Annotated in this window: 21 protein-coding genes and 10 tRNA genes; 5 read left to right on the forward strand and 26 right to left on the reverse strand. The window is 41.2% G+C overall.

Annotation, left to right across the window (positions count from 1 at the left end; translation table 11 throughout):
- Positions 1-122: 122 nt before the first annotated feature.
- From E5N72_RS20815 to E5N72_RS12195, 3 genes are read left to right on the forward strand one after another with little or no spacing between them, the layout of a single operon-like run.
- Positions 123-995, forward strand: coding sequence for a prepilin-type N-terminal cleavage/methylation domain-containing protein (locus E5N72_RS20815; protein WP_135925048.1), 873 nt, complete (start codon positions 123-125; stop codon positions 993-995).
- Between the two features lie 18 nt (positions 996-1,013).
- On the forward strand, positions 1,014-1,436 hold the full coding sequence (locus E5N72_RS12190; protein ID WP_135925051.1) for a hypothetical protein: 423 nt from the start codon (positions 1,014-1,016) through the stop codon (positions 1,434-1,436).
- Positions 1,437-1,438: 2 nt separating this feature from the next.
- Positions 1,439-3,163: a GspE/PulE family protein gene (locus E5N72_RS12195; RefSeq protein ID WP_168246737.1), complete on the forward strand. Its 1,725-nt coding sequence runs from the start codon at positions 1,439-1,441 to the stop codon at positions 3,161-3,163.
- Between the two features lie 64 nt (positions 3,164-3,227).
- On the opposite strand, the gene E5N72_RS12200 is transcribed toward E5N72_RS12195, so the two are convergent.
- From E5N72_RS12200 to E5N72_RS12300, 21 genes are all read right to left on the reverse strand, one after another.
- A tRNA-Ser gene (locus E5N72_RS12200) sits at positions 3,228-3,315 on the reverse strand.
- A 148-nt stretch (positions 3,316-3,463) separates the two neighbouring features.
- Positions 3,464-4,504 carry a quinolinate synthase NadA gene (gene nadA, locus E5N72_RS12205; protein WP_135925056.1) on the reverse strand — a complete coding sequence of 347 codons (1,041 nt, stop codon included), beginning with the start codon at positions 4,502-4,504 and terminating at the stop codon, positions 3,464-3,466.
- 129 nt (positions 4,505-4,633) lie between these two features.
- Positions 4,634-4,709: transfer RNA gene (locus E5N72_RS12210), tRNA-Lys, on the reverse strand.
- Positions 4,710-4,763: 54 nt separating this feature from the next.
- Positions 4,764-4,839, reverse strand: a tRNA-Lys gene (locus tag E5N72_RS12215).
- Positions 4,840-4,890: 51 nt separating this feature from the next.
- A tRNA-Lys gene (locus E5N72_RS12220) sits at positions 4,891-4,966 on the reverse strand.
- A gap of 49 nt (positions 4,967-5,015) precedes the next feature.
- Positions 5,016-5,091 (reverse strand) — tRNA-Lys (locus tag E5N72_RS12225).
- A 56-nt stretch (positions 5,092-5,147) separates the two neighbouring features.
- Positions 5,148-5,223, reverse strand: a tRNA-Lys gene (locus E5N72_RS12230).
- Between the two features lie 47 nt (positions 5,224-5,270).
- Positions 5,271-5,346, reverse strand: a tRNA-Lys gene (locus E5N72_RS12235).
- Positions 5,347-5,402: 56 nt separating this feature from the next.
- Positions 5,403-5,478: transfer RNA gene (locus E5N72_RS12240), tRNA-Lys, on the reverse strand.
- A gap of 62 nt (positions 5,479-5,540) precedes the next feature.
- Positions 5,541-5,616, reverse strand: a tRNA-Lys gene (locus E5N72_RS12245).
- Positions 5,617-5,784: 168 nt separating this feature from the next.
- Positions 5,785-6,543, reverse strand: coding sequence for a tol-pal system protein YbgF (gene ybgF / locus E5N72_RS12250; RefSeq protein WP_135925058.1), 759 nt, complete (start codon positions 6,541-6,543; stop codon positions 5,785-5,787).
- A gap of 12 nt (positions 6,544-6,555) precedes the next feature.
- Positions 6,556-7,098, reverse strand: a complete 543-nt coding sequence (pal, locus tag E5N72_RS12255; RefSeq protein ID WP_135925061.1) for a peptidoglycan-associated lipoprotein Pal — start codon at positions 7,096-7,098, stop codon at positions 6,556-6,558.
- A gap of 34 nt (positions 7,099-7,132) precedes the next feature.
- Positions 7,133-8,491, reverse strand: a complete 1,359-nt coding sequence (gene tolB, locus E5N72_RS12260) for a Tol-Pal system beta propeller repeat protein TolB (protein WP_135925063.1) — start codon at positions 8,489-8,491, stop codon at positions 7,133-7,135.
- Between the two features lie 9 nt (positions 8,492-8,500).
- Entirely contained in the window at positions 8,501-9,439 is a 939-nt protein-coding gene (tolA, locus tag E5N72_RS12265) for a cell envelope integrity protein TolA (RefSeq protein WP_135925066.1), read from the reverse strand.
- Position 9,440: 1 nt separating this feature from the next.
- The gene (gene tolR / locus E5N72_RS12270) at positions 9,441-9,866 is read right to left on the reverse strand and encodes a protein TolR (protein WP_135925068.1); all 426 of its coding nucleotides are present in this window, start codon (positions 9,864-9,866) and stop codon (positions 9,441-9,443) included.
- A complete protein-coding gene (gene tolQ / locus E5N72_RS12275; RefSeq protein WP_135925071.1) occupies positions 9,853-10,557 on the reverse strand; it encodes a protein TolQ in 705 nt (234 codons plus the stop codon). The genes tolR and tolQ overlap by 14 nt, the downstream gene beginning before the upstream one ends.
- A 906-nt stretch (positions 10,558-11,463) precedes the next feature.
- Complete coding sequence (ruvB, locus tag E5N72_RS12280; RefSeq protein ID WP_135925074.1) at positions 11,464-12,468, reverse strand: Holliday junction branch migration DNA helicase RuvB; 1,005 nt, start codon at positions 12,466-12,468, stop codon at positions 11,464-11,466.
- Positions 12,469-12,475: 7 nt separating this feature from the next.
- On the reverse strand, positions 12,476-13,096 hold the full coding sequence (ruvA, locus tag E5N72_RS12285; RefSeq protein WP_135925076.1) for a Holliday junction branch migration protein RuvA: 621 nt from the start codon (positions 13,094-13,096) through the stop codon (positions 12,476-12,478).
- Position 13,097: 1 nt separating this feature from the next.
- Positions 13,098-13,622 (reverse strand): crossover junction endodeoxyribonuclease RuvC, encoded by a 525-nt coding sequence (ruvC, locus tag E5N72_RS12290; protein ID WP_054561285.1) that lies wholly within the window; start codon positions 13,620-13,622, stop codon positions 13,098-13,100.
- Between the two features lie 129 nt (positions 13,623-13,751).
- The gene (locus tag E5N72_RS12295; protein WP_135925079.1) at positions 13,752-16,253 is read right to left on the reverse strand and encodes an FtsX-like permease family protein; all 2,502 of its coding nucleotides are present in this window, start codon (positions 16,251-16,253) and stop codon (positions 13,752-13,754) included.
- On the reverse strand, positions 16,243-16,962 hold the full coding sequence (locus tag E5N72_RS12300) for an ABC transporter ATP-binding protein (RefSeq protein WP_135925082.1): 720 nt from the start codon (positions 16,960-16,962) through the stop codon (positions 16,243-16,245). Before E5N72_RS12300 ends, E5N72_RS12295 begins: the two co-directional genes overlap by 11 nt.
- On the opposite strand from E5N72_RS12300, the gene E5N72_RS12305 reads away from it, so the two are divergent.
- Together E5N72_RS12305 and E5N72_RS12310 are read left to right on the forward strand one after the other, a co-directional pair.
- Positions 16,963-17,580, forward strand: coding sequence for an arylesterase (locus tag E5N72_RS12305; protein WP_135925084.1), 618 nt, complete (start codon positions 16,963-16,965; stop codon positions 17,578-17,580).
- Positions 17,581-17,684: 104 nt separating this feature from the next.
- A tRNA-Pro gene (locus E5N72_RS12310) sits at positions 17,685-17,761 on the forward strand.
- A 27-nt stretch (positions 17,762-17,788) separates the two neighbouring features.
- Here the strand turns inward: E5N72_RS12310 and E5N72_RS12315 are convergent.
- From E5N72_RS12315 to E5N72_RS12335, 5 genes are all read right to left on the reverse strand, one after another.
- A complete protein-coding gene (locus E5N72_RS12315; RefSeq protein WP_135925086.1) occupies positions 17,789-19,111 on the reverse strand; it encodes an AarF/ABC1/UbiB kinase family protein in 1,323 nt (440 codons plus the stop codon).
- A gap of 170 nt (positions 19,112-19,281) precedes the next feature.
- Positions 19,282-20,826 carry an arylsulfatase gene (locus E5N72_RS12320; RefSeq protein WP_135925089.1) on the reverse strand — a complete coding sequence of 515 codons (1,545 nt, stop codon included), beginning with the start codon at positions 20,824-20,826 and terminating at the stop codon, positions 19,282-19,284.
- A gap of 173 nt (positions 20,827-20,999) precedes the next feature.
- A complete protein-coding gene (gene serS / locus E5N72_RS12325) occupies positions 21,000-22,304 on the reverse strand; it encodes a serine--tRNA ligase (protein WP_135925091.1) in 1,305 nt (434 codons plus the stop codon).
- Positions 22,305-22,313: 9 nt separating this feature from the next.
- Positions 22,314-22,700 (reverse strand): fluoride efflux transporter CrcB, encoded by a 387-nt coding sequence (gene crcB / locus E5N72_RS12330; protein WP_074989576.1) that lies wholly within the window; start codon positions 22,698-22,700, stop codon positions 22,314-22,316.
- The gene (locus tag E5N72_RS12335) at positions 22,693-24,030 is read right to left on the reverse strand and encodes a replication-associated recombination protein A (protein ID WP_135925093.1); all 1,338 of its coding nucleotides are present in this window, start codon (positions 24,028-24,030) and stop codon (positions 22,693-22,695) included. Before E5N72_RS12335 ends, crcB begins: the two co-directional genes overlap by 8 nt.
- Positions 24,031-24,032 lie beyond the last annotated feature (2 nt).

The following is a 24,032-nucleotide window of genomic DNA, read 5'->3' on the forward strand; positions in this document are numbered from 1 at the left end:
GAACATTGAATTTACTTAATTAACCATCCTTAAGTTACGAAAAATATAAATTAAACTAAGATGAAAAACCTATGATTTTGTCTATATTTAAGAAGATATAACTTAAATAGTGAATTGTATTAATGAAATCAACGATTTTGGGAAAGCTCAACTTTTTTAAAAGTAATGGGTTCACATTGGTAGAGCTTATGGTGGCTATATCAATTATAGGGATCTTATCCTTAATCGCCCTACCTAATTATCAAAGCTATGTAAATGAATCTAAAGCAGCTACCTTATTATATAGAATCCATTCTATAGGGCTTGCATATCAGGATGTTATAGCAACTTCACCAGATGCACTGGCAAAGCCAAATGAGCTTTCAAGTTCAAGTTTTGGTCAAGCCCCAAGCTATTTACCAGGACTTGCCAGTCAGTTTTCTGAAGAGTTTGATATTGGATTTTCAGCTCAATTAGTTAATCATTCTGGGTTTTTTAATTTTACCGGTCATGAGGCTTTTCCTGTTTTATTTTTAAAAGCAAATAGTCAAAACGGTTTAAATGTACTTAATGCCTTAGATCACATAACTGAGTTAAAACACTCTTTTGTGACTCCTAATATGATGATTATTGCGTTAGCAACACCTTATGAGACACACCAAACAAATAAAGAACCTTTAGCTGCAAATTCAAACCTTCCCAAAATCAATCAACCACCTAAGTTAGCTAATGCTGGGACTAGCCAGCAACCTGAAGCAAGTAATAATGGTAACCCCCAACTTCCTGATGCAAGTAACACAGGTAACACCCCACCTCCAGATAGAAGTAGTGGAGATAGCAACACGGGTAGCCAAACGAGTACAAGTACAGAAACTGGTACAAGTACAGAAACTGGTACAAATGGTGAATCAGAATCAGGCAGTCGCAGTAATGCAGGTTCTAACTTGAATTGGCCTCCGGGCTGGGTAAAACACCCTGAACAACATATAGGTCAGCAGCACGGCCATCACGAATAAGTAACTAGGAAGATAAAAATGATTTCAACCAATAAACGATGGCAAGAAAGTATCGCGCAAGCGATGGATGAAACGCAAAATAATCAACGAAATAAAAATCGATCTTTTATTGTTTTACCGAGCTGGCTTCCTTATGCAACATATATTGCTTTTGGTTTTTTGTTAGCAAAAGCACTAGTTATCGGTCATGAAACTCACCCTGTAAATTATGACAGAGATTATCAAACGGGCAGCTCAGTAGCATTATTAATGATTGCAGAAGATGTTGAACATTACCGCACAACTTACGGAGAACTGCCAGACGATTTACCAAGCCCTATTGCATCTGTTATGGATGTAACTTATGAAAAAATTACCAACGAACATTTTCGCCTAACCATTCCAAATGGTAATTCAACAATTACGTTTGATGCCAAAGACGACAAAATATATATGGAATGAGTATGGCTGATAAACATGAAGTACACAGAAGTAATGCCACTTTTAATTGGCTAAAACGATTTTGCATTGAAAAATCAACTAACAGCAATATTAATATTGAAGAAATGTATAACGGTGAATCTGCGATTTCAGCATGGAAAAGTGCAGAGGCAATTTTGCAAGTCGACAGCAAAATATTAACTGAAATGATTGCAAAGAGTTACCAGTTAGAGGTTGCAAAACCTCCTACCAATGTGCCGGAAGAATTGCTTCATTATGTTTCTCTTAAAGTAGCCAGAGAGTATGGCATTTTTCCTGTGGGCTTTGCTGATGGCTTATTAACAGTTGCTTCACCCCACCCATTTGATACTGATATGGAAGCAATGGTTGAATTTTTAACGACCCTGCATGTTAAGTCAGTATTGGCATCACCCGAGCTCATAGCAAAATGGACAGAAATGTTTTATCAGGAGCAAATGCTATCTGAAAATGACATTATTATAAAAACAACCCAACTTAACACACGAACCAAACGAAATGAGCCAGACTCTTCAAACTCAGCCATCGTTAAAATTGTATCTGAAATGCTGTTAGAGGCATTTATATTTAAAGCCAGTGATATCCATATAGAACCCTTTAATAATGGCGGTATAGTTCGTTACAGAGTAGATGGCATGTTAAGGGTCATATCAGAATTACCTGCACAAGTTTTTATTCCAATAATACAAAGAATAAAAGCATTAGCTGGCCTTAATTTAGCAAAAAAAATGGTCCCACAAGATGGTAGTGTGAGTTTAGAGCTTAAAGGCCAAGATGTTGACCTACGGGTATCGACATTACCTGTTAAAGGGGGAGAAAAAGTAGTCATCCGCCTGCTAATCAAATCTGTTGTAAACAAGTTAGATGATATTGGTTTACAACAGCAAGAGCTCGACACATTTAAAAACTTACTGCAAAGTAGCGAAGGTATCTTTGTGATAACAGGCCCTACCGGGTCAGGAAAAACAAGTACACTTTATGCTGCCTTAAAAGAATTAAACTCACCCGAAAAGTGCCTTGTTACAGTTGAAGACCCTATAGAATATGAAATTGAAGGTATTGCCCAAGTTAATATTAATCCTCAACAGAACCTTACCTTCTCCAGCGCCCTCAGAAGTATTTTAAGACAAGACCCTGATGTAATATTGATGGGTGAAGTTCGCGATGAAGAAACCGCAGAAATGACCTTTCGCGCTGCAATCACGGGGCATTTTGTGATGACCACCTTACATACTAGTGATGCAATTACGACTATTTCAAGATTAATAGGCTTAGGTGTGTCACGTCCTATTATTGCCGACTCTTTAAAAGGTGTTGCAGCACAGCGCTTAATTAGAAAACTATGCCCTAGTTGTAATCTAAGTGGCCCATTGGCCACAGATACCCATGGCAAACGCTTTAAAAGTATCTTTTCTGATATAAATATTATGTCGCCATCAGGTTGCGATGAGTGCGATCACACTGGTTACAAAGGACGCATTCCTCTGTTCGAAATAATCACTATAGACTATCAACTAGCCGATGCAATTAGGGCTGGAGAGAGTACCAGTAAGTTAAGAGAGGTTGCAGCTCAAAGCGGTGCGAGGTCTTTATATAAAGTGGCCTTAGAAGCATTATCAAAAGGCCTCACTTCAGCAGAAGAAATAAACAGAGTATTAGGACAGTCTTTTTGGAAAGAGTGTGAAAGAATTAACAGCTTGGATAATTAGACTAGCTAAAATACGCCTTTAAACCATTTGAGAATAATTAAAGTAAGAGTGGTAGAAAAAGAAATGGCGGTGACGGAGAGATTCGAACTCTCGATACGTTGCCGTATACACACTTTCCAGGCGTGCTCCTTCAGCCACTCGGACACGTCACCTAAGGCGCTTAGTGTTTAGCGCGGCGTTATAGTATGAAAACAACCCTACAGACGCAAGGGCTTTTTAAAATAGTGTAGTTAAGTGATTAGTAATCAAACAAAAAAGGCAAGGTAAACACCTTGCCTTTTGTATATAGACGGTTAGTTGTTAACGCTGAAGCGTTGCAGAGAACTCTAACATACGGTTAAGCGACTTTAATGCGCCTTCGCGTAAGTCCATATCAACAAACACTTCTTTACCTTCTGGGTCTGTCAGTGCTTCTTCAATCGCTTTTAAGCCATTCATTGCCATCCACGGGCAATGTGCACAGCTTTTACAGGTTGCGCCTTCACCTGCTGTTGGTGCTTCAAAGAATTCTTTCTCTGGGCATAACTGCTGCATTTTGTAAAAAATGCCACGGTCAGTCGCGACGATGAACTTTTTGTTGTCCATGGTTTGCGCTGCTTTGATAAGTTGGCTTGTTGAACCAACTGCATCTGCTAAGGCTACAATCTCCGCAGGTGACTCTGGGTGAACCAATACAGCCGCATCTGGGTGTAAGGCTTTCATATCCTTAAGTGCTTTGGTTTTAAACTCGTCATGAACGATACAGGCGCCATTCCACATGATCATGTCAGCACCTGTGTTCTTTTGAATATAAGAACCTAAGTGTTTGTCAGGACCCCAAATGATTTTTTCGCCTTGCTCATCTAAGTGCTCTACGATCTCTAGGGCACATGAAGAAGTAACAATCCAATCTGCACGCGCCTTAACTGCAGTTGATGTATTTGCATACACTACGACTTTGCGATCTGGATGCTGATCACAAAACGCAGAGAACTCTTCGATTGGGCAACCTACGTCTAATGAACAGGTTGCAGCAAGTGTTGGCATAACAACTGTTTTATTTGGCGTAAGGATTTTTGCTGTTTCGCCCATGAAGCGAACACCCGCAACCACAATTACATCTGCGTCGTGCTTAGCGCCAAAACGCGCCATTTCTAGCGAGTCAGCAACACAACCACCTGTTTCTTCAGCAAGCGCTTGAATTTCAGGATCAGTGTAATAATGGGCAACAAGAACGGCGTTCTTATCTTTCAATAATTGTTTGATACGTGCCTTGTACTCGGCTTGCTCGTCTTTAGATAACGGAGCTGGCTTTGGAGGGAAGATATAATCTTCAGGCATAATTTGTTCAGCTAGACTCATTTCTCGACCACTTAGTCCACAGTGCATTCATGGCGCGAATTATACGAGAATCTTAAGCTAAAGAACAGTATTGCTGTGCGCTGTTAAGATAAATAAAGGATAACTTAGATAGAAAAGGTAAGTAAGAGATGGTGGGTCATGATGGACTTGAACCATCGACCAATGGATTAAAAGTCCACTGCTCTACCAACTGAGCTAATGACCCGCTCTGAATATTTAGATGCGTAAATCCGCCGATGTGAGATACCATTTTTAGAAATGGTGGGTCATGATGGACTTGAACCATCGACCAATGGATTAAAAGTCCACTGCTCTACCAACTGAGCTAATGACCCGCTCTGGATATTTAGATACGTAAATCCGCCGATGTAAAATACCATTTAAAATGGTGGGTCATGATGGACTCGAACCATCGACCAATGGATTAAAAGTCCACTGCTCTACCAACTGAGCTAATGACCCGCTCTGGTATTAAGTGCGTAAATCCGCCGATATAAGACCATTCGAAGAATGGTGGGTCATGATGGACTTGAACCATCGACCAATGGATTAAAAGTCCACTGCTCTACCAACTGAGCTAATGACCCGCTCTGTCGCTTAATTAAAGCTGCGTAAATCCGCCGATTTGAATAATACCATAAAATGGTGGGTCATGATGGACTTGAACCATCGACCAATGGATTAAAAGTCCACTGCTCTACCAACTGAGCTAATGACCCGCTCTGGTATTAAGTGCGTAAATCCGCCGATATGACCATTCAAAGAATGGTGGGTCATGATGGACTTGAACCATCGACCAATGGATTAAAAGTCCACTGCTCTACCAACTGAGCTAATGACCCGCTCTGCTGCTTATTAAAAGCTACGTAAATCCGCCGATATAGAACCATTCAAAGAATGGTGGGTCATGATGGACTTGAACCATCGACCAATGGATTAAAAGTCCACTGCTCTACCAACTGAGCTAATGACCCGCTCTGATGCTTATAAAAGCTATACGTAAATCCGTCGATTAAAGATTACCATTCTAATAGAATGGTGGGTCATGATGGACTTGAACCATCGACCAATGGATTAAAAGTCCACTGCTCTACCAACTGAGCTAATGACCCGCTCTTTTTTCCGCAATTCGGCTGTTGTTACCAATCGCCTGCTGCGGGCGCTTATAATACTTATTTAAATGCTGAGTGCAACAGAAAATATCTCTTTTTTTAAGTTTTTATGTCTAGATGCCTAATTTTAGACCGCTTAAGTCAAAAAGCAGTCTAATCAGGTCAAATCTACATTTGCGACAGACGTTCTGTGGCTAATTTTGCAGCAGTCGTACTTGGGTACTGATTAATTAAATCATTAAAGGTTTTAAGTGCTTGCTCGCTTAAACCTTGATCAGCTAATAAGTTTCCTAACTTTAGCATCGCATCTGGGCGCTTGTTAGAATTAGGATACTCATTGACTACTTTTTTAAAGTGTTCAGTCGCACCCGCTTGATCATTTTGTATTGTTAACAACTGACCTAACCAATAATGTGCATTAGATGCATATACTGAATTAGGATAAGTCGTTAAGAATGTTTGAAACTCAGGAATCGCTTGCTCATAACGTTTATCTTTCATGATTAACGCTACAGCGCGCTCATAAGCCTCGTTTTCTGATAAGTCTGAACTAATCGCTTGCGTAGCCCCTACATCGGTATAGCTGTTTGTAGGTTGAGCTGGCGTAGCAGGTTGGCTATATGCTTGGCTTACACGATTCTCGATTTCTTGGTACAACTCGCGTTGGCGCTGAAGTACTTTTTCAAGCTTATAGCTTTGCTCTTCCGTAATACCACGAACTTGGCTTACTTCGTCTTGTAATATATTAAGCTGCTGCTGAAGCTCAGCTTGTAATAAATTACGTGACTTCATCATGTTTTCTAACGCGACTAAACGCTTCTCAATGCTCGATTGTGAGCTTGCAGCTTCTGAAACAGGAGCGGGAGCAGCCCATAACTGGGTGCTCCCGCTTAAGATCATTGCTGCCAAAATAATTTTCGGCTTCATAATGACTCTTTATTAGTAAACTAATACTGCGCGACGGTTTTTCGCGAACGCTTCTTCAGTGCGAGACTTAACCATTGGCTTTTCTTCACCATAGCTCACTACTGACATTTGGCTAGCAGAAACACCTAAGCTTTGTAAATATTTTTCTACTGCTTGACCACGGTGCTCACCTAACGCGATGTTGTACTCAGGTGTACCGCGCTCATCTGCGTGACCTTCGATTAGTACTTTAACTGATGGGTTTTGTACTAAGAATTCAGCGTGTGCTTGTAAAAGCTCAGCATATTTGCTTTGAATTTTTGCATTATCAAAACCGAAGTAAATGATTTGCTCTTGACGTAACGCTTCGTATTTTTGACGAAGTGCTTCTTCAGCTTGCTGCTCTGGAGTAAGTGTTGCAACTTCAACTGTATCATTGTTGTTTGATTGCTCAACCATACCTTGGTTAGATTGGTTTGCAGCACCTTCATCAAGATCAGAAGAAGAGCTACATGCTGCTAATGTCATCACTGGCACAGCAATTAGCAGGCCTTTTAAAGTTTTATTAAGTTGCATTTAATTGATTCCTATATTGAGTAAACCAGTAAAATTACTGTAAATAAGGCGACCAAGCCGGTGCCTTAACTTGTCCGTCTAGTACAGGCAAACGTGCTTTAAAGCGACCATCCATAGAAACTAACGCTAATACCTGTTTATTATTATGAAGCGTGCTATAGATAATCATCGAACCGTTTGGCGCGATACTTGGCGATTCATCTAGGCGTGTTCTCGTTAACACTTGGAACGCACCAGTAGCTAGCTCTTTTTTAGCAAGATGGTATCGACCGTTTGTTCGATTCACCATCACTAATTCTTTTCCGTCAGGTGAAATAGAACCTGCTAAATTCATATCACCATCAAACGTCATTCTTTTAGCTCTGCCTGTTTTTAAATTTAACTTATAAATCTGGGCATTACCACCCCTTTCAGACGTAAACACAATATCTTCACCATTTGGGAACCAAGAAGGCTCTGTATCGATACTGCGGTGATTTGTTAAGCGTGTTTCTTTACGCGTAGCAAGGTCTAAAAGGTATACTTCGGTTGCACCATTGCGGTCTTTCGAAAGTACTAAAAGTAGCTTTTTACCATCTGGTGAAAACTGTGGTGCACCATTGATACCTTGATGGCTTGTGATTAACTCGCGCTTACCAGTGTAAAGATCTTGGATGTAAATTTGGCTTTGACGATTCTCAAAAGTTACATACGCAAGTTTAGTCCCATCTGGTGACCACGCTGGTGACATAAGAGGTTCTTTAGAGCGAAGTAGAACTTGTTCATTATAACCGTCGTAATCTGCAACAACGAGCTGATAAGGTTTTGGCTCATCATCACGCACGATAACGTAAGCAATTTTTGTTAAAAATGCGCCTTTTTCGCCAGTTAGTGCTTCGTAAACCACATCACTAATGCGGTGTGCATAACGGCGAAAACCGGTTTCAGAAATCACACTTTCACGGGCGTCTAAAATATGATCTTGGCTTTGCATTAATTTGCCATTAGCCATCATTTTTGTTTGTCCGCCGGTGATTTGCCCACGAATAACATCAATAAGTTCATATTTTACAAGGTAGCGGCCGCCTGGCTGTTGCTCTACTTGACCAACAAGCACAGCCTCAACGCCTTGGTTAACCCATGCGCCATAGTCAACATCAGCATCTTTGCCCGGTAACTGCGGCATGTTTGCTACATCGATTGGCTTAAACTTACCACTGCGCATTAAATCAGCTGCAATCACTTTATTTAATTCTTCAGGGATAGGACCAACACCTTGATATTTAAAAGGCACAACCGCAATTGGGCGAGCGCCATCGATACCATCGGTAATTACAATTTCTAAGGCAGCACTGGCAATGCCATGAAAGCCCAGTAATACAATAAAAAACGCAGTTTTTATCTGGTTAAACATATCATTCCTTTAAAATTTAGGTGCTATGGTTAAGTTTATATTTTTTAGTTGCTCAAATACGTCACGATCAGGTGATACTGGTAATGTATCTGCCATACGCACTGCACGCATTGCAGCTTCACACACTAAGGTATCACCACCAAGCGATTTTACTTGAGTCACAAGGCCATTAAAACCAAGACGTATATTAAGGCGACACTCTTTGCCTTTCATCTTCTCATCTTTTAAGAAGTTTTGCTGAATGCGTGCCATTATTAACGCTTTGTATTTTTCAACTTCGCCTAGAACTTGTTGTTGACGTACCTTGTTACGTGCAGCTTGCTCTGCTGCTAACTGTTCTTGCAGCATTTGTTCTTGTAAAGCTTGTTGACGCTTACGTTCAGCTTCTTCAGCTTTACGTTTACGCTCAGCTTCTGCTTCAGCTGCTTTACGCTTACGCTCTTCTTCCGCTTTCTTTAACGCTTCTTCTTCAGCTTTACGTTTATCAGCGGCTGCTTTTGCTGCAGCTTCAGCCTCTTGCTTTTGCTTTTCAGCTTGTTTGGCTTTTGCACGTTCTTTCTCTTGAATTTCACGTGCTTTTTTCGCTTGTGCTTCAGCTTCTGCTTTTTCTTTTTCCTTAGCACGGCGCTGCTGCTCTAGCTTTTTAAGACGACGGTCTTCAGCTTCTCTTTGCTTACGCGCTTCATTAGCTCGACGCTCTAGCTCTTGAATACGTTTCGCTTCGGCTTGTTTTTTTGCTTCTTCTTGCTTTTTAAGCTCTGCAATTTTCTGCTCAACCTGTTGTTGATCAACGGTAACAGCAGACACTGCTTTTTCTGGTGCAGGTAACGCTGGATTAAGGTTTACTTCCATGACTTTAGGAGCTGGCATATGAAAGTTTGCACTCGCTACTAAAAAACCAACGATAGCAAGGTGCAAAATAACCGATTTTATTATTGATGCACGCATACTACTCCTCGAATGATTCAGTCATTAAACCAACAGACGGAACACCCGCGTTTTTCAAAAAGTCCATTAATAGCAATACTTCTTGATAAGAAACACGGCCAGAGCCTTTAATCATAACCGGAGTATCTGGATTTTTCTGCAGCTGTAGCTTTATAACCGCCGCCACATCAAGGGCCTCCATCGGCGCTTCAGGGTCAGTACCAATACTGACATAATATTTACCTTCGGCATCAATTGAAGCAATGATCGGTGGTGTATCTTTGGTATCAACAAGATCAGACTCTTCCATTTTCGGTAAGTCGACTTTTACACCATGGGTGATAAGTGGTGCTGTTGCCATAAATATGATTAGCAGTACTAACATTACATCAATGTAAGGTACTACGTTTATCTCCCCTACAGGGCGACGTTTCTTACGCTGATACATTCGCTTTAGCCTCTATTTGTGTAGCTGCTTGGCGGTGTAAAATATTAGCAAACTCTTCCATGAAGTTAATGTAATTACCTTCAAGCTTTTCTACTTTGTTTGCAAAACGGTTGTAAGCGATAACAGCTGGGATTGCCGCAAATAAGCCCATCGCTGTAGCGATGAGTGCTTCTGCAATACCCGGTGCAACCATTTGTAACGTAGCTTGCTTAACTTCGCCTAACGCGATAAACGCATTCATGATACCCCACACCGTACCAAATAGGCCGATATATGGGCTAATTGAACCTACTGTTGCTAAAAATGAAAGACTTGATTCTAGTTTTTCTACTTCGCGAGACAAAGCAACGCGCATAGAACGATGCGTTCCTTCCATCACAATACTTGCGCTTTGAATTGAATTTTTCTTATGACGAGCAAATTCTTTAAAACCTGCGACGAAAAGTGCCTCAACACCAGAAGCGCCTCCAGGACGGGCTGACACTTCATTATATAGTTTACTTAAATCAACGCCTGACCAAAACTTTTGCTCAAAACGCTTTGCGCCATTAAGTGCATCAGAAATCGCTTTTTTACGTTGAAAAATAATTGCCCATGACATTACCGACATACCGACTAATGCCAACATTACTAGCTGGACAAGTACACTGGCTTCTAGAATAAGATCTAAAAAGTTAAGCCCTGATCCCACGTTAAACTCCTAAAATAGATTTCTATATAATTTGTTATATTTATTACATGCGCACTGTTTGACCATAAATGAGGCCAAAAGTTGTGCCTAGTGTATATAGTCAGTTATAAACTGACAACGCTCTTGCTGTGAATTAGCGGCAATTAACGGTAAAAAGCAAATTGCTTAGCTATTTTTTAGTCATATTAAGTTTCACTCGTCTTTTTGTGCATATTTTTACATTAATAAAAAGTCATTACAAAAATCCTAAAAAGCTAATAAAACCTCAAAAAATAGCGCTTTTATTCAAAAAACACGCATAAACACCCAAAAGCAGTTTTGCAAATCTACTACAGAATACTTAAACTAATCCTGAATGAAGTTCATAAAATTTTTAAAACCCACTTTATTCATGAGCTTAAATATAAAAACACCAAAAAGTGAACAAAAAGCACACAACTTAAATTTTCACTCACATTAGTTTTTTTTATCTGAAAATAAAATTTTTCTAGTTTGAAGAAAAATCCTTCATTGCGTATTATTTACCTATACCGAGCTAGCAACCTCATGAAAGAGTCTTTCATTAAGCTCAGTTTTTTGCATTATGATGTTTCGTATTGCTCCAGGTTAATTTGCACAGGATAAAACCTCGTTCAAATTGACCATAGTTTCCAAGATTACTTCCTTCAACTTGTTGTTTGCCCGCATCCTTATGCGGGCTTTTTTTTGCCTGAGCAAACGTCAACGAGAATACCTACAGCTAACTTAACAGCATGTGAATTACAGATGTTAAAATGATACTAAGCGGTAAGCGGTAAAACCTATCTTGCTAATAAATAAAACCAAGTTACCTAAATTAAAAAAGCAGCCCTTTTGAGCTGCTCGAAACTTATAAATAAAAAGCTAGTAACTAAACTTTAGGTTTGATTATTTATCGGGTGTTAAACCAAAGTGAAGGTAGGCAATATCCGAGACAAGTCGTCCGCGTGGAGTGCGTTGAATAAAACCTTGCTGTATTAAAAAAGGCTCTATTACATCTTCTATGGTTTCTTTTTCTTCGCCAATGGCAGCAGCGAGGTTATCAAGACCAACTGGGCCACCCATAAATTTTTCGATAATAGCAAGCAAGTATTTACGGTCCATATAATCAAAGCCACTTTTATCAACATCAATCATATCGAGTGCTTGCTCAGCCACCGAAGCATTTACTTTACCGTCTGAGCGTACTTGGGTGTAATCACGCACACGGCGCAACAAACGATTTGCAATTCGAGGTGTACCACGCGAGCGCTTGGCTATTTCGGCCGCGCCTTCATCACACATGGTTAAATTTAAAAAGCTAGCAGAACGTGCAACAATTTTTGATAAGTCTTCAACAGAATAAAACTCTAAGCGCTGTACAATACCAAAACGGTCTCTTAGCGGTGAGGTAAGTGATCCTGCCCGTGTTGTTGCGCCAATTAATGTAAATGGCGGTAAATCGAGTTTTATTGAGCGCGCTGCAGGGCCTTCACCAATCATAATATCTAGCTGATAATCTTCCATCGCAGGATATAAAATCTCTTCAACTTGTGGACTTAGCCGATGTATTTCATCAATAAAAAGTACATCACCTTCTTCAAGGTTTGTTAAAAGTGCAGCAAGGTCCCCTGCCTTTTCGAGTACAGGACCAGACGTCGTTTTAATATTTACGTTAAGCTCGTTAGCAACAATGTTAGCAAGAGTCGTTTTACCAAGACCCGGTGGACCGAATATTAATAAGTGATCGAGTGCTTCACCACGGTGCCGTGCGGCCTCAATAAAAATTTCCATTTGTTGCTTAACATGCGGCTGGCCTGTGTAATCGTTAAGAAGCTTTGGCCGTATAGCACGGTCAACACTGTCTTCGTTACTTTGCTCAGATGCATCAATTAAGCGATCTGCTTCAATCATGGTTTACTCACAACATTGATTTTAGAGCTTCTTTAATTAGAACCTCGGTCGTCATATCTGGTTTATTAACTGCTTTAACCGCTTTTTGTGCTTGCGGTAATTTGTAACCTAACGCTTCAAGCGCTGAAACAGCATCATCGGCAGCGTTATTTGCCACAAGTGTATTATTACTTGCTGGCTCAATAACCGCATTATCGCTAAATGGCGTAAATAAGTCATTACCCCAATTTTTAAGTCTGTCTTTCATTTCAAGCACTAAACGCTCAGCGGTTTTTTTACCAACCCCCGGCAGTTTAACCAAAGTGGTCGCATCTTCATTATTTACACACGTTACAAATTGCTGCGCCGACATTCCCGATAAAATGGCAAGGCCAAGTTTAGGACCAACACCATTGGCTTTTAATAGCTCTCTAAATAAAGCGCGTTCGGTTTTATTGTTAAAACCAAATAATAACTGGGCATCTTCACGTACTACAAAGTGGGTATAAATAATCGCTTGCTCACCCACTGCCGGTAAATCATAAAAACAGGTCATTGGCATTTGTACTTCGTAGCCTACACCACTTACTTCAATAAGAATTTCTGGTGGCTGTTTTTCAACTAGTAAACCATTTAATCGACCAATCATATTACTTCCTTAATCGTCCTCTTACGGTTTTGCTAGCGCTACCCGCAAGTTTTATTAAATTTTGTTCTGAGTGAGCATGACAAATAGCAATAGCCAAGGCATCAGCAGCATCGGCTTGCGGAGTGCCCGGTAATTTTAATATATTTTTAACCATATGCTGTACTTGCGACTTATCGGCTCCACCATTACCCACAACTGCTTGCTTAATTTGTCGTGCCGAATACTCATAAACTGGCAGCTCAGCCATTGAAGCACCAACAATTGCTGCACCTCGGGCTTGGCCTAGTTTAAGTGCCGAGTCTGGATTATGTGCCATAAACACTTTTTCGATAGCAAAGCTATCTGGAGAGAATTGTTCTACCAACTGGCTAATACCTTGGTAAATCATTTTTAAGCGCACCGGAAAATCGTGATCGGCTAATTTAATGCAACCACTTCCTAAATAGGTAAACTTTGCACCTTGATGGGCAATCACACCATACCCTGTTAATCGTGAACCAGGATCAATTCCTAAAATAATCGCCAACTAACTGACCCGTCTATTATCATTATTATCTGCAGTTAATAATGCCAGAGCACTGTATAAATTACCAGTAACCAATTGCAATTCATAAAAAATGCCCGCAATTGCGAGCATTTTTCACACAGCTTTCTCTTATGCCAACGAGCGCAATAAGCCTTGAGTATTTTTGCGCATTGTTCTGGCTATCATTAAATAACCCAAACATGCCACAAATAAGCCCCCTACCGCAGGGCCAATTAACCAAATATGCGGATGCAGTTTGCCTGCTAATTCAAACATCTGCCTTTGTACTATTAATAATGCAACATCACTAACAATGGCAGCGACTAAGCCTGCTGTGACCCCTAATAGTAAAAACTCATATAAGGTGGCATTTTTAATTAAGCGCCCTTTCGCGCCTAAGGTTCGCAAAATAACAATCTCTTGCATACGCTCGCCTAAACTTGCTTGTACTTGTGAAATAAGCACTAGAGCACCACAGGCAACAACAATTGCCAACACAAACCCTATCGCTAACGATACTTGCTCTATGGTTGAGCGGATTTGCTTTATAAAGCTTTCAACATCAATCACATTAACCGTTGGGTACTGGCGCATTAGCTCATTAAACTCGCGCTTTTTATCTGCTTTTACATTTACCGATGAAATATAAGTAGCAGGGAAACTCGCCAATACATCAGGACTTAGAATAATAAAGAAGTTCGGCTTTAATGTTGTCCAATTAACCTTGCGCACACTGGTGATTTTGGCATCAAACGATTGTGCACCAATCAAAAAGGTTAATGTGTCACCTAATTTAACATCAAGGCGTTCAAGCATAGACTCTTCAACTGAAGCTTCAGCGACAGAATCTTTTGTGAACCATGTGCCGTCAATAAGCTCATTTTGGCTTGGTAAATCTTCACGCCAAGTTAGGTTTAGCTCACGACCAATACCGGAACGGGCTTCTTCATCTTTCTTTTCATTGTCTTCTTGTGAGACTTCACGAGCTACCAACTCGCCATTAACGGCGTTTACCCGGCCACGGACAACCGGATAAAAGTCAGAGGTTGGCATATCTCGCTCTGCTAAAAAGCTCGTTATTGGCTCTAGTTCTTGCTCTGTTATATTCACTAAAAATGAATTGGGCGCATCAACCGGCAATTGCGATTGCCAGTCAGAGATCATGTCATTTTTAAGTACAATTAAAAACAGCAACAGTTTGATAGCCAAAGCAAAACTAATCAATTGCACAGCATTTACGTTGGCGCGTTTTTGGATAGACGCAATTGCCAAAGACCAGCTATTACCAGGGCTTAAACCGAGCTTTCGACCGCCACCAAATATAACCTTTGATAAACCAAACAACACAGCAATTAAAAACGCTGTAGAGAGAAACAAAATAGCGCTTATTTTAATATTATTACTAAATAACCACATCAGTAAAAACACGGTAAGTGCCGACATAGCAAGGTGTATTTTACTGACCAATAAACGATCGCCTAAGTTACGACGCAGTACGCGCAGCGGCGGAATATCAAATAAATCGAGTAATGGTTTAATCGAGAACATAATTGCACAAATTAAACCTGTGCTAATTGCAATAATCCACGGTTTAGCCGATGCACTAGGAAGTACTGAGCCCATGCTTTGTGCTAGATAATCTGTTGCAATGGCTTGCAATCCATAACCAATCAGCAAACCAACGATCACCGACATTGAACAAACAAGGCTCAAATGAAGTAGATATATTTTACGGATCATAGCGCGGCTACCGCCGAGTGTTTTCATCATGGCAACAGGGTCGTATTGGCGTTCACAATAGCGCTTTGCCGATACCGCGATAGCCACAGCAGCTAATATAATGCCAAGTAAGCCTGCCAATAATAAGTAGCTTTCGGCGCGGTTTAAGCTATTAGAAATAGGCGATTGGCGGTCTTTAACGCCATACCAACGCTGGTTTTCTTTCATTTGAGGTTTTAACCAGCTATAAAAATTTTCGATATCGCTTTCGTCCCCAGCATAGAGCTGGCGGTAAAACACTCGACTACCCGGCTGAATAACCTGAGTTTTTGCAATATCGTCTTCGTTAATTAAAATACGTTGGCTACTAGAAAACACATTAAACGGTGCATCGGGCTCTTCAGCTACAACATGACTGGCAACAAAAGTGGCGGCTCCTAACTCTACTTTATCGCCAACTTTAATATTAAGCGCATAGAACACCGACTCACTGAGCCAAACTTCACCGCGAGTTGGAATGTCTTCAGTTACCTGAGGCTCAGCAGTTAAGCTAGATTTTATCTTTAGCTCGCCTTTTAATGGATAAGTGTTTGATACCGCTTTAACCGAACCCAACTGCATTTCGTCACCAGCAAATAGCATGGTATCGAAATAGGTTATTTTTGCGGTGCGAATGTTATCTTGGGCGGCTTTATCTAAAAACTCAGCAGGTAAAGCATGGTTACTTGCTAAGACACGATCTGCAGCAATAAAGGCACTGCTTTTTTGCTCAATACTTTGACCGATACGGTCAGTAACCATAGATAAAGTTAAAACAGTCAGTACAGCTAAAGCTATGGCTGCACTGATCACTGTTAACTCACCGCGCTTAAACTCACGTGAAAACAGTTTTAGTGCTAATTTAGCCCACATTCGCTTGCACTCCCTCGCTTTCTTTTACTGTTACTAATTGCCCAGCTTCAATATGTAGTATTTGCTGGCATTTTTGCGCAAGCTGCTCATCATGAGTTACCAAAATAAGTGTCGTACCGTGTTCTTGATTAAGTTCAAATAATAACGACTCAATGAGCTTACCGTTTTTACTATCAAGGTTGGCTGAAGGTTCATCGGCAAATAAAATTTTAGGTGTACCAATAAATGCACGAGCAATCGCTACACGTTGCTGCTCACCGCCCGACAATTGCGACGGGTAATGGCCAACACGATGACTTAGCCCTACTTTTTCAAGTAGCTCAAGTGCTTGTTGTTTAGCATTTTTGCTTCCAGCAAGTTCTGCCGGTAGCATCACGTTTTCTAGAGCTGTTAAACTTTGCACGAGCATGAAAGATTGAAATACAAAACCTACTTTCTCAGCGCGAAGTGCAGCACGTGCTTCCTCATCTAATTCGTGTAATGCAGCACCATCTAAATGAATACTGCCATTGGTTGATTGGTCAAGGCCGGCTAATAAACTTAATAAAGTAGACTTACCCGAACCAGATGTGCCCACTACCGCAACCGAATCTCCTGACTTGACATTAAAGCTGATGTCACTGAGGATGGTGAGGTCGCCCTCAACTGTGGTGACCGTTTTAGAAAGTCCTTTAACTTGAATAATGTTTAATTGAGAAAGCGCTGACATATGATGCATCCAATCCTACGTTTTATATTCGTTTTACTGTTAGTAATCAAACCACTTACGGCAGCAGCTGACAACACAATTTTAATTTTAGGTGACAGTTTAAGCGCCGCTTATGGCCTTAAACAAGAGCAAGGCTGGGTTAAATTGTTACAAGATAAGTACGATGAAAAAGACCAATCAGTATACCTAGTAAACGCCAGTATTAGCGGTGAAACCACAGGCGGTGCATTAAGACGACTCGATGCATTACTAACCGAGTTCGAACCTACGCACGTGCTTATAGAGCTTGGCGGAAATGACGGTTTACGCGGTTTTCCAATCAAGCGCTTACAAGCTAACCTACGTGATTTAATAGCAAAAAGCCAACAAACTGGGGCGAAAACCGCCGTAATGGAGGTACAAATTCCGCCAAATTACGGCCCGCGTTATACCAAGCTTTTTACCGACAGCTTTAAAACCATTGCCAATGAAACAAACTCAGAATTAATGCCATTTTTTATGATCGATATTGCTGGCCGACCAGAGCTTATGCAAAACGATAACTTACACCCTAACGCCGATGCTCAACCATTAATACGCGACTTTATGTACAAAACGATCAACGATTGGCTAGATTAACCGCCAGCCTAATCACTTTATAATTAGAGCTGGACAATAAACAGCCAAACAAACCGCAGGTGTATTGATTTTTATAAAAAAAGCCGTACTATGGCTTGCAACGTCGGCATATAGCGCAGCTTGGTAGCGCACTGTCATGGGGTGTCAGGGGTCGCAGGTTCAAATCCTGCTATGCCGACCATTTTTCTACGCCCAAACTCCCGCTCTATTATTTATCCCTCTGTGCTTTAAACTCCTTAAAAATACTGTTCACATTCACTTTTGCGCCTAGCTTTGCAGCGATTAAAAACAGGCCCGCTAGTTTTCTGTGTACGAACAGAGCATCTACGGGTGGTGCGTGCCAATGCTCTGAGGCGGTGCTCATTTTTAGGCCGAGCTCTTTGATTCGTTTTGGTAAGTCACTATTTGCAAAATCATACTCACCTTGGTGGCGCAGTGGCTCGCAGGCGAGTAGAAATATATCAATGACATTATCTATATATTCTTGCGCAAGCCCTTGTTGAAAATAGCCAATTTGCTGTGCTGCTGTTGCAACACCTGCTCTGTCGTTACTATTCGCGGCAGATAATAACTGTAAGTAGCCATCACTAATATGCTGAGGTAGTTCGCGGGTGGCGCCAAAGTCTAAAAGTACTAAGCGTTGATTGTCGATTTGATATTGATAATTAGCAAAGTTTGGATCTGTTTGAACTAATTTAAAGCTAAATAGCTCCCGTAAAAATAAGCTTAGTAACTGCTGAGCAGCTTTATTACGTATCGTTTGCTCTGCACTTGCAAGTGCTTCTAGCTCTTGTCCCTCAACAAAGTTCATGACTAAAACTTGAGAAGAACTAAGCGAATCTACTACATTAGGAATAAGATAATTGTCGTCACCTTTTAAACACTCGCTGTAGCGCTTTAAATAATTAGCTTCTAATTCGTAGTCAGCTTCGTTTATAAGTTGTTGTTTGGCTTCGTCTATTAGAGGTTGTAGCTCTACCTCTTTGGGTAATAAGCCACTGAGCTTGAGAAGGTAAGCTAAGTTATCAACATCACTGGCAATGCCTTTTGCAATACCTGGGTATTGCACTTTAACTGCTAACTTTTCGCCCGATTCTCGGTAAGCAATATGCACTTGCCCTATTGATGCCGCAGCAAATGGCCTAAGTTCAAAGTGTGATAATTGTTCTAGCCATGCATCGCCCCAGTGCTCTCGCATCACTTTAACTAGTTGCTTTTGCGGCATAGGTGTCGCTTCTGCACGCAGCCTTGCTAAAATTGCAGATAGCTCAGGAGTGAGTAATTCACCGCTATCCATAGATAACAGCTGGCCCAATTTCATTGCAGCCCCACGCAGATTTGCAAGCTGTTCGGCAAAGCGCTGAATATTTTTAGGCTGTAACAATAACTCTTGTCGTGATGTTTGCTTGCCAGCCGCCCATGCTTTTGTGCCTTCAAACAACATATTACCCGCCACTTTACCAGCTAAAGAGCCAAGCCGAACAGCTCGTGAAAACCGTGATGTTGGCACAGACTTTTGTTTATTACTCATAATGTTTCACACTATTAACTTAATGCTTTGAATACGTTGATTGCTCGGTTTTAGATCCACTTTAGCTTTTACAATCTTTTGCCCATTAACATAAAACTAAAAAAGCCGCATGGTTTCCCGATGCGGCTATTTATTTAGATTAACAACTTAATAAATCGTTTTATTGAGTGTTACTGCTTACCAGACATCAACTGTTCCATCAGTTGGCTAAAGTCAAAGCTCGCTGCTTTTTGCAGTGGTGGATATTCAGTCAATGACTTAATGTGTTCACCAAGTAGATGTTGCACAGGCTCATTTAGCCATTGCTTAGCTTGCACAATGTCTGAACGGTCTGTTAAGCCATCAAAGCTTTCAAACGGGTCCATACGTAAGTTATAGATGATCGGGAACTTTTGCTTCTCATACTGAGCATAATAGTTTTCGCTCGTTTCGAAATGAAGTTTCCACTGCTTATAACGCACAGCCTTGATGCTTGATTCGTAATAATAAAGGAAACTATCACGCGCACTTTCGTCTGTTTTACCTAACCAATAATCTAAGTTATTTACGCCATCAATCGGTTGCTTATGCTCTTTAAGGGCTTTTTTCGCGATATTAGGTTCACCCGCTGCTGCTGCAAGGGTTGTGTAAATATCCATGTGCGATTGAATACCCGTTAGTATCGTATTTGCAGGGACTTTACCTGGCCAACGAACAATCATAGGAACGCGTACGCCGCCTTCGTAAGTTGTCATCTTTTCACCACGGAAAGGTGTTGTACCGCCGTGTAATCGAGCGCTGTGCTCAGGACCATTATCTGTTGAGTAAATAACGATAGTGTTATCAAGTACACCCATATCATCAAGTGCAGCCATTAACTCACCCACTTGCTGGTCATGTTCAATTAGGCCACTGCCGTATAAATCATGCTCTGTGGTGTACTCTTCAGCTAAATAACGACTTTCGTCACTTAAACGCGTATACATGTGCATACGACTCGGGTTAAACCAAACAAAGAAAGGTTTATCAGCTTTTTTTGCACGCTTGATAAAATCTAGGCTCGCAGCCATAAACTCTTTATCTACGTTTTTCATACGTTCGCGAGAAAGCTGGCCGGTATCTTCAATTTTTTGTTTACCCACTTTACCAAAACGTGGATCAACCGTTTTATCATCTACATTAGTTGCGTAAGTATGTAAAACACCTCGCGTACCATACTTTTTGAAAAATTCAGGGTCTTTTGGATAATCACGTTGCTCGAATTCTTCTTGCGTATTTAAGTGATATAAGTTTCCAAAAAATTCATCAAAACCATGAACGGTTGGTAAGTGCTCGTTACGATCACCTAAGTGGTTTTTACCAAATTGACCTGTAGCGTAACCTTGCTCTTTAAGAACCTCAGCAAGGGTATAAGAGCCCGCTTTTAAACCAAGCTCTGCGCCTGGTCTGCCAACAGTTGTCATGCCACTACGGATTGGATACTGGCCGGTAATAAGTGCAGCGCGACCAGCAGTACATGATGGTTGTGCATAGTGATCGGTAAACATTGCACCTTCATGGGCAAGTTTATCAATATTTGGGGTTTTATAACCCATTGTACCTAGGCCATATGCACTGACGTTTTGCCAGCCTACATCATCGGGGAATATTATGAGGATATTGGGCTTATCTTTAGCAAAAGCGACAGAGCTTGCTAAATACAAAGCAGCAGATGCTACGGCGAGTAGTTTTTTCATAACAGCAGTCCTTCGTGTATTGTAATAAAATACTATGTGATTTAGTTTTAAAACTGATAGTACCTATTTTTAGTTTACTAAACATACTGCTTACCGCAATTAATTATTATCAAAAAAAAAAAAAAACCGCATGGTTTCCCAATGCGGTTTCATAAAATGACTAAAAATTAAGCCTATTTAATTACTTCTAAGCCACCCATGTAAGGACGTAATACTTTTGGCACGATGACCGAGCCGTCAGCTTGTTGGTAGTTTTCTAAGATTGCTACAAGGGTACGACCAACCGCTAAACCTGAACCGTTTAGTGTGTGAAGTAGCTCTGGTTTTTTCTCGCCTTGACGACGGAAACGCGCTTGCATACGACGTGCTTGGAAATCAACCATGTTTGAACATGATGAGATTTCACGATAGGTGTTTTGTGCAGGTAACCAAACTTCTAAATCGTAAGTTTTTGCTGCACCAAAGCCCATATCACCTGTACATAAAATCACTTTACGGTATGGCAGCTCTAATGCTTGTAAGATTTGCTCAGCGTGACCTGTTAGCTCTTCTAGTGCTTGCATTGAATCTTCAGGTTTTACTAGTTGTACTAATTCAACTTTGTCGAACTGGTGCTGACGAATAAGACCACGGGTATCACGGCCATAGCTACCCGCTTCACTACGGAAACATGGTGTATGTGCTGTTAAACGAATTGGTAAGTCGCTTTCGTCGTAAATTTCGTCACGAGCACTGTTAGTAAGCGGCACTTCCGCTGTAGGAATTAAGCTGAAACCTGGTTGTTGCTGACCGTCGTCATCTACTAAACCTAATGTGTGGAATAAGTCACCAGCAAACTTAGGTAATTGGCTTGTGCCGTATAAGCTTGCGCTATTTACTAGGTAAGGCACATACATTTCTGTATAGCCATTTTGCTCTGTGTGCGTATCAAGCATAAACTGCGTAAGAGCACGATGCATACGTGCAACTTGACCGCGCATAACGGTAAAACGTGCACCACTGATTTTAACGCCCATTTCAAAGTCTAGGCCGTTAACATCTTGACCAACATCAACGTGATCTTTTACTTCAAAGTCGTATGACTTAGGCGTACCCCATGTTGAAATCTCAACGTTTTGATCTTCGTCTTCACCAACAGGTACTGATTCATCAGGTAAGTTTGGAATAGCAAGTGCAATTTGCTTAAGCTCTTCTAACACTGCATCTTGCTCTGCTTTAACGCTGTCTAGTTGGTCGCCAAGATTACTAACTGAATCAAGCAGCTGTTGTGCTTTTTCGTGCTCGCCTTTCGCTTTTGCTTGGCCGATAGCTTTGGAACTTGCATTACGCTCGCTTTGAAGTTCTTGCGTTTTTACTTGTAATGTTTTGCGTTTTTCTTCAAGAGCAGTCACTGCTGCAATATCAAGCTCGAAACCACGCGTTGCTAAACGTGCAGCCGCTTGTTCAATATCTTGACGTAAATATTTAGAATCTAACATGTTCGATTTTTAACCTTTTTGCATTACCAGCTGAAGGCCCAGCCAAGCCATAAATATACACACCACCACGTTTAAGGTGATATTGAGGGCCATTTTAAAAAAGTGACCTTGTTGCAATAGCAACAACGAATCCATTGAGAATGTTGAAAAGGTGGTCAATGCACCTAAAAAGCCAATACCAATTAAGGTTTTAGCTGGGCTAACAGCGATTATTTCTTTTTCAATCAAGCCGTACAAAATGCCCATTAACAATGAACCAAGAATATTAACTGTCAACGTGCCAAAAGGGAATCCCCTACCCAGCAGTTTTAGCATGGTTTCGCTAAGAAAATAGCGTAAACATGCTCCCGATGCACCACCTAGCGCAATCATCATGTAAAGTTTCAAACTATTCATAACGTTTAATATCACTTTGCTCGTTGCGCTGAGTTAAATAGTCCAGCTTTTGTTTTATTTTTTGTTCAAGCCCACGGTCAGTTGGGAAGTAATACTGGCGATCATTAATTGCTTCTGGGAAGTACTTTTCGCCAGCCGCAAATGCGCCTTCTTCATTGTGAGCATAACGATATTCAGCGCCATAACCTAAATCTTTCATTAAACTTGTTGGTGCATTGCGTAAATGCTCAGGCACAGGATAACTCGGCTCATTTTTAGCGTCTTGCAGCGCTTGATTAAACGCCATATACACAGCGTTACTTTTCGGAGCACTGGCTAAATAAATGGTGGCTTGTGCAATAGCGCGCTCACCTTCACTTGGGCCAACACGTTGAAAAATATCCCACGCATTGAGTGCGACTTCCATTGCTCGCGGGTCGGCATTGCCAATATCTTCTGTAGCAATCGCTAATAAGCGCCTAGCTACATAAAGTGGGTCGCCGCCGCCTGCCAAAATACGGCAATACCAATATAAAGCGCCATCAGGTGAACTACCTCGCACTGACTTATGAAACGCTGAAATCAAGTCATAAAACTCATCACCACCTTTGTCGTACTTGGCTAAGTGAGTTGGCAGTACTTGGCTTAAAACATGTTGATCAACTAGATATTTGCCCTGCTGCTCAGTAGTTAAATCAACCGCTTGTTCTAACAAGTTAAGTACTTTTCGCGCATCGCCATCACTTGCTTGGCAAAGCGCCTGTTTGGCGTTATCGGCAATTTCAATGTGTTTTTGGCTGAGCTCTACGTCTTCACGCAAGGCGCGCTCAATCACGGTAAATAAATCGGTTTGCTCAAGTGCTTTTAGAACATACACACGGGCACGAGACAATATCGCGTTATTAAGTGCAAATGATGGGTTTTCGGTGGTTGCACCAACAAAAATAAAGGTGCCATCTTCGATATGTGGTAAGAATGCATCTTGCTGAGATTTATTAAAGCGGTGCACTTCGTCTACAAATAATAAAGTGCGTTGTCCTCGCCCAGCAAGGTTTGCTTTCGCTTCGCTTACTGCCTCACGAATATCCTTCACGCCTGCTGTAACAGCCGACATTTGAATAAGGCTTGCATCGGCATGGTTAGCAATAATTTGCGCTAAGGTGGTTTTACCAACGCCTGGCGGCCCCCACAAAATGAGGCTGTGGCATCGACCTGCAAGAATCGCTTGGTAAAGAGGTTTGTCGGGGCTCAATAGGTGCTGCTGACCTATGTAGTCATTCAGTGTTTCTGGTCGCATGCGCGCCGCGAGTGGGCGCACATCAGGGCCAAAATTAAATCCGAGGTTACTCAAGC

The sequence above is a fragment of the Pseudoalteromonas sp. MEBiC 03607 genome (genome assembly GCF_004792295.1).
In the GTDB taxonomy this organism is placed as follows: Bacteria; Pseudomonadota; Gammaproteobacteria; order Enterobacterales; family Alteromonadaceae; genus Pseudoalteromonas; species Pseudoalteromonas lipolytica_C.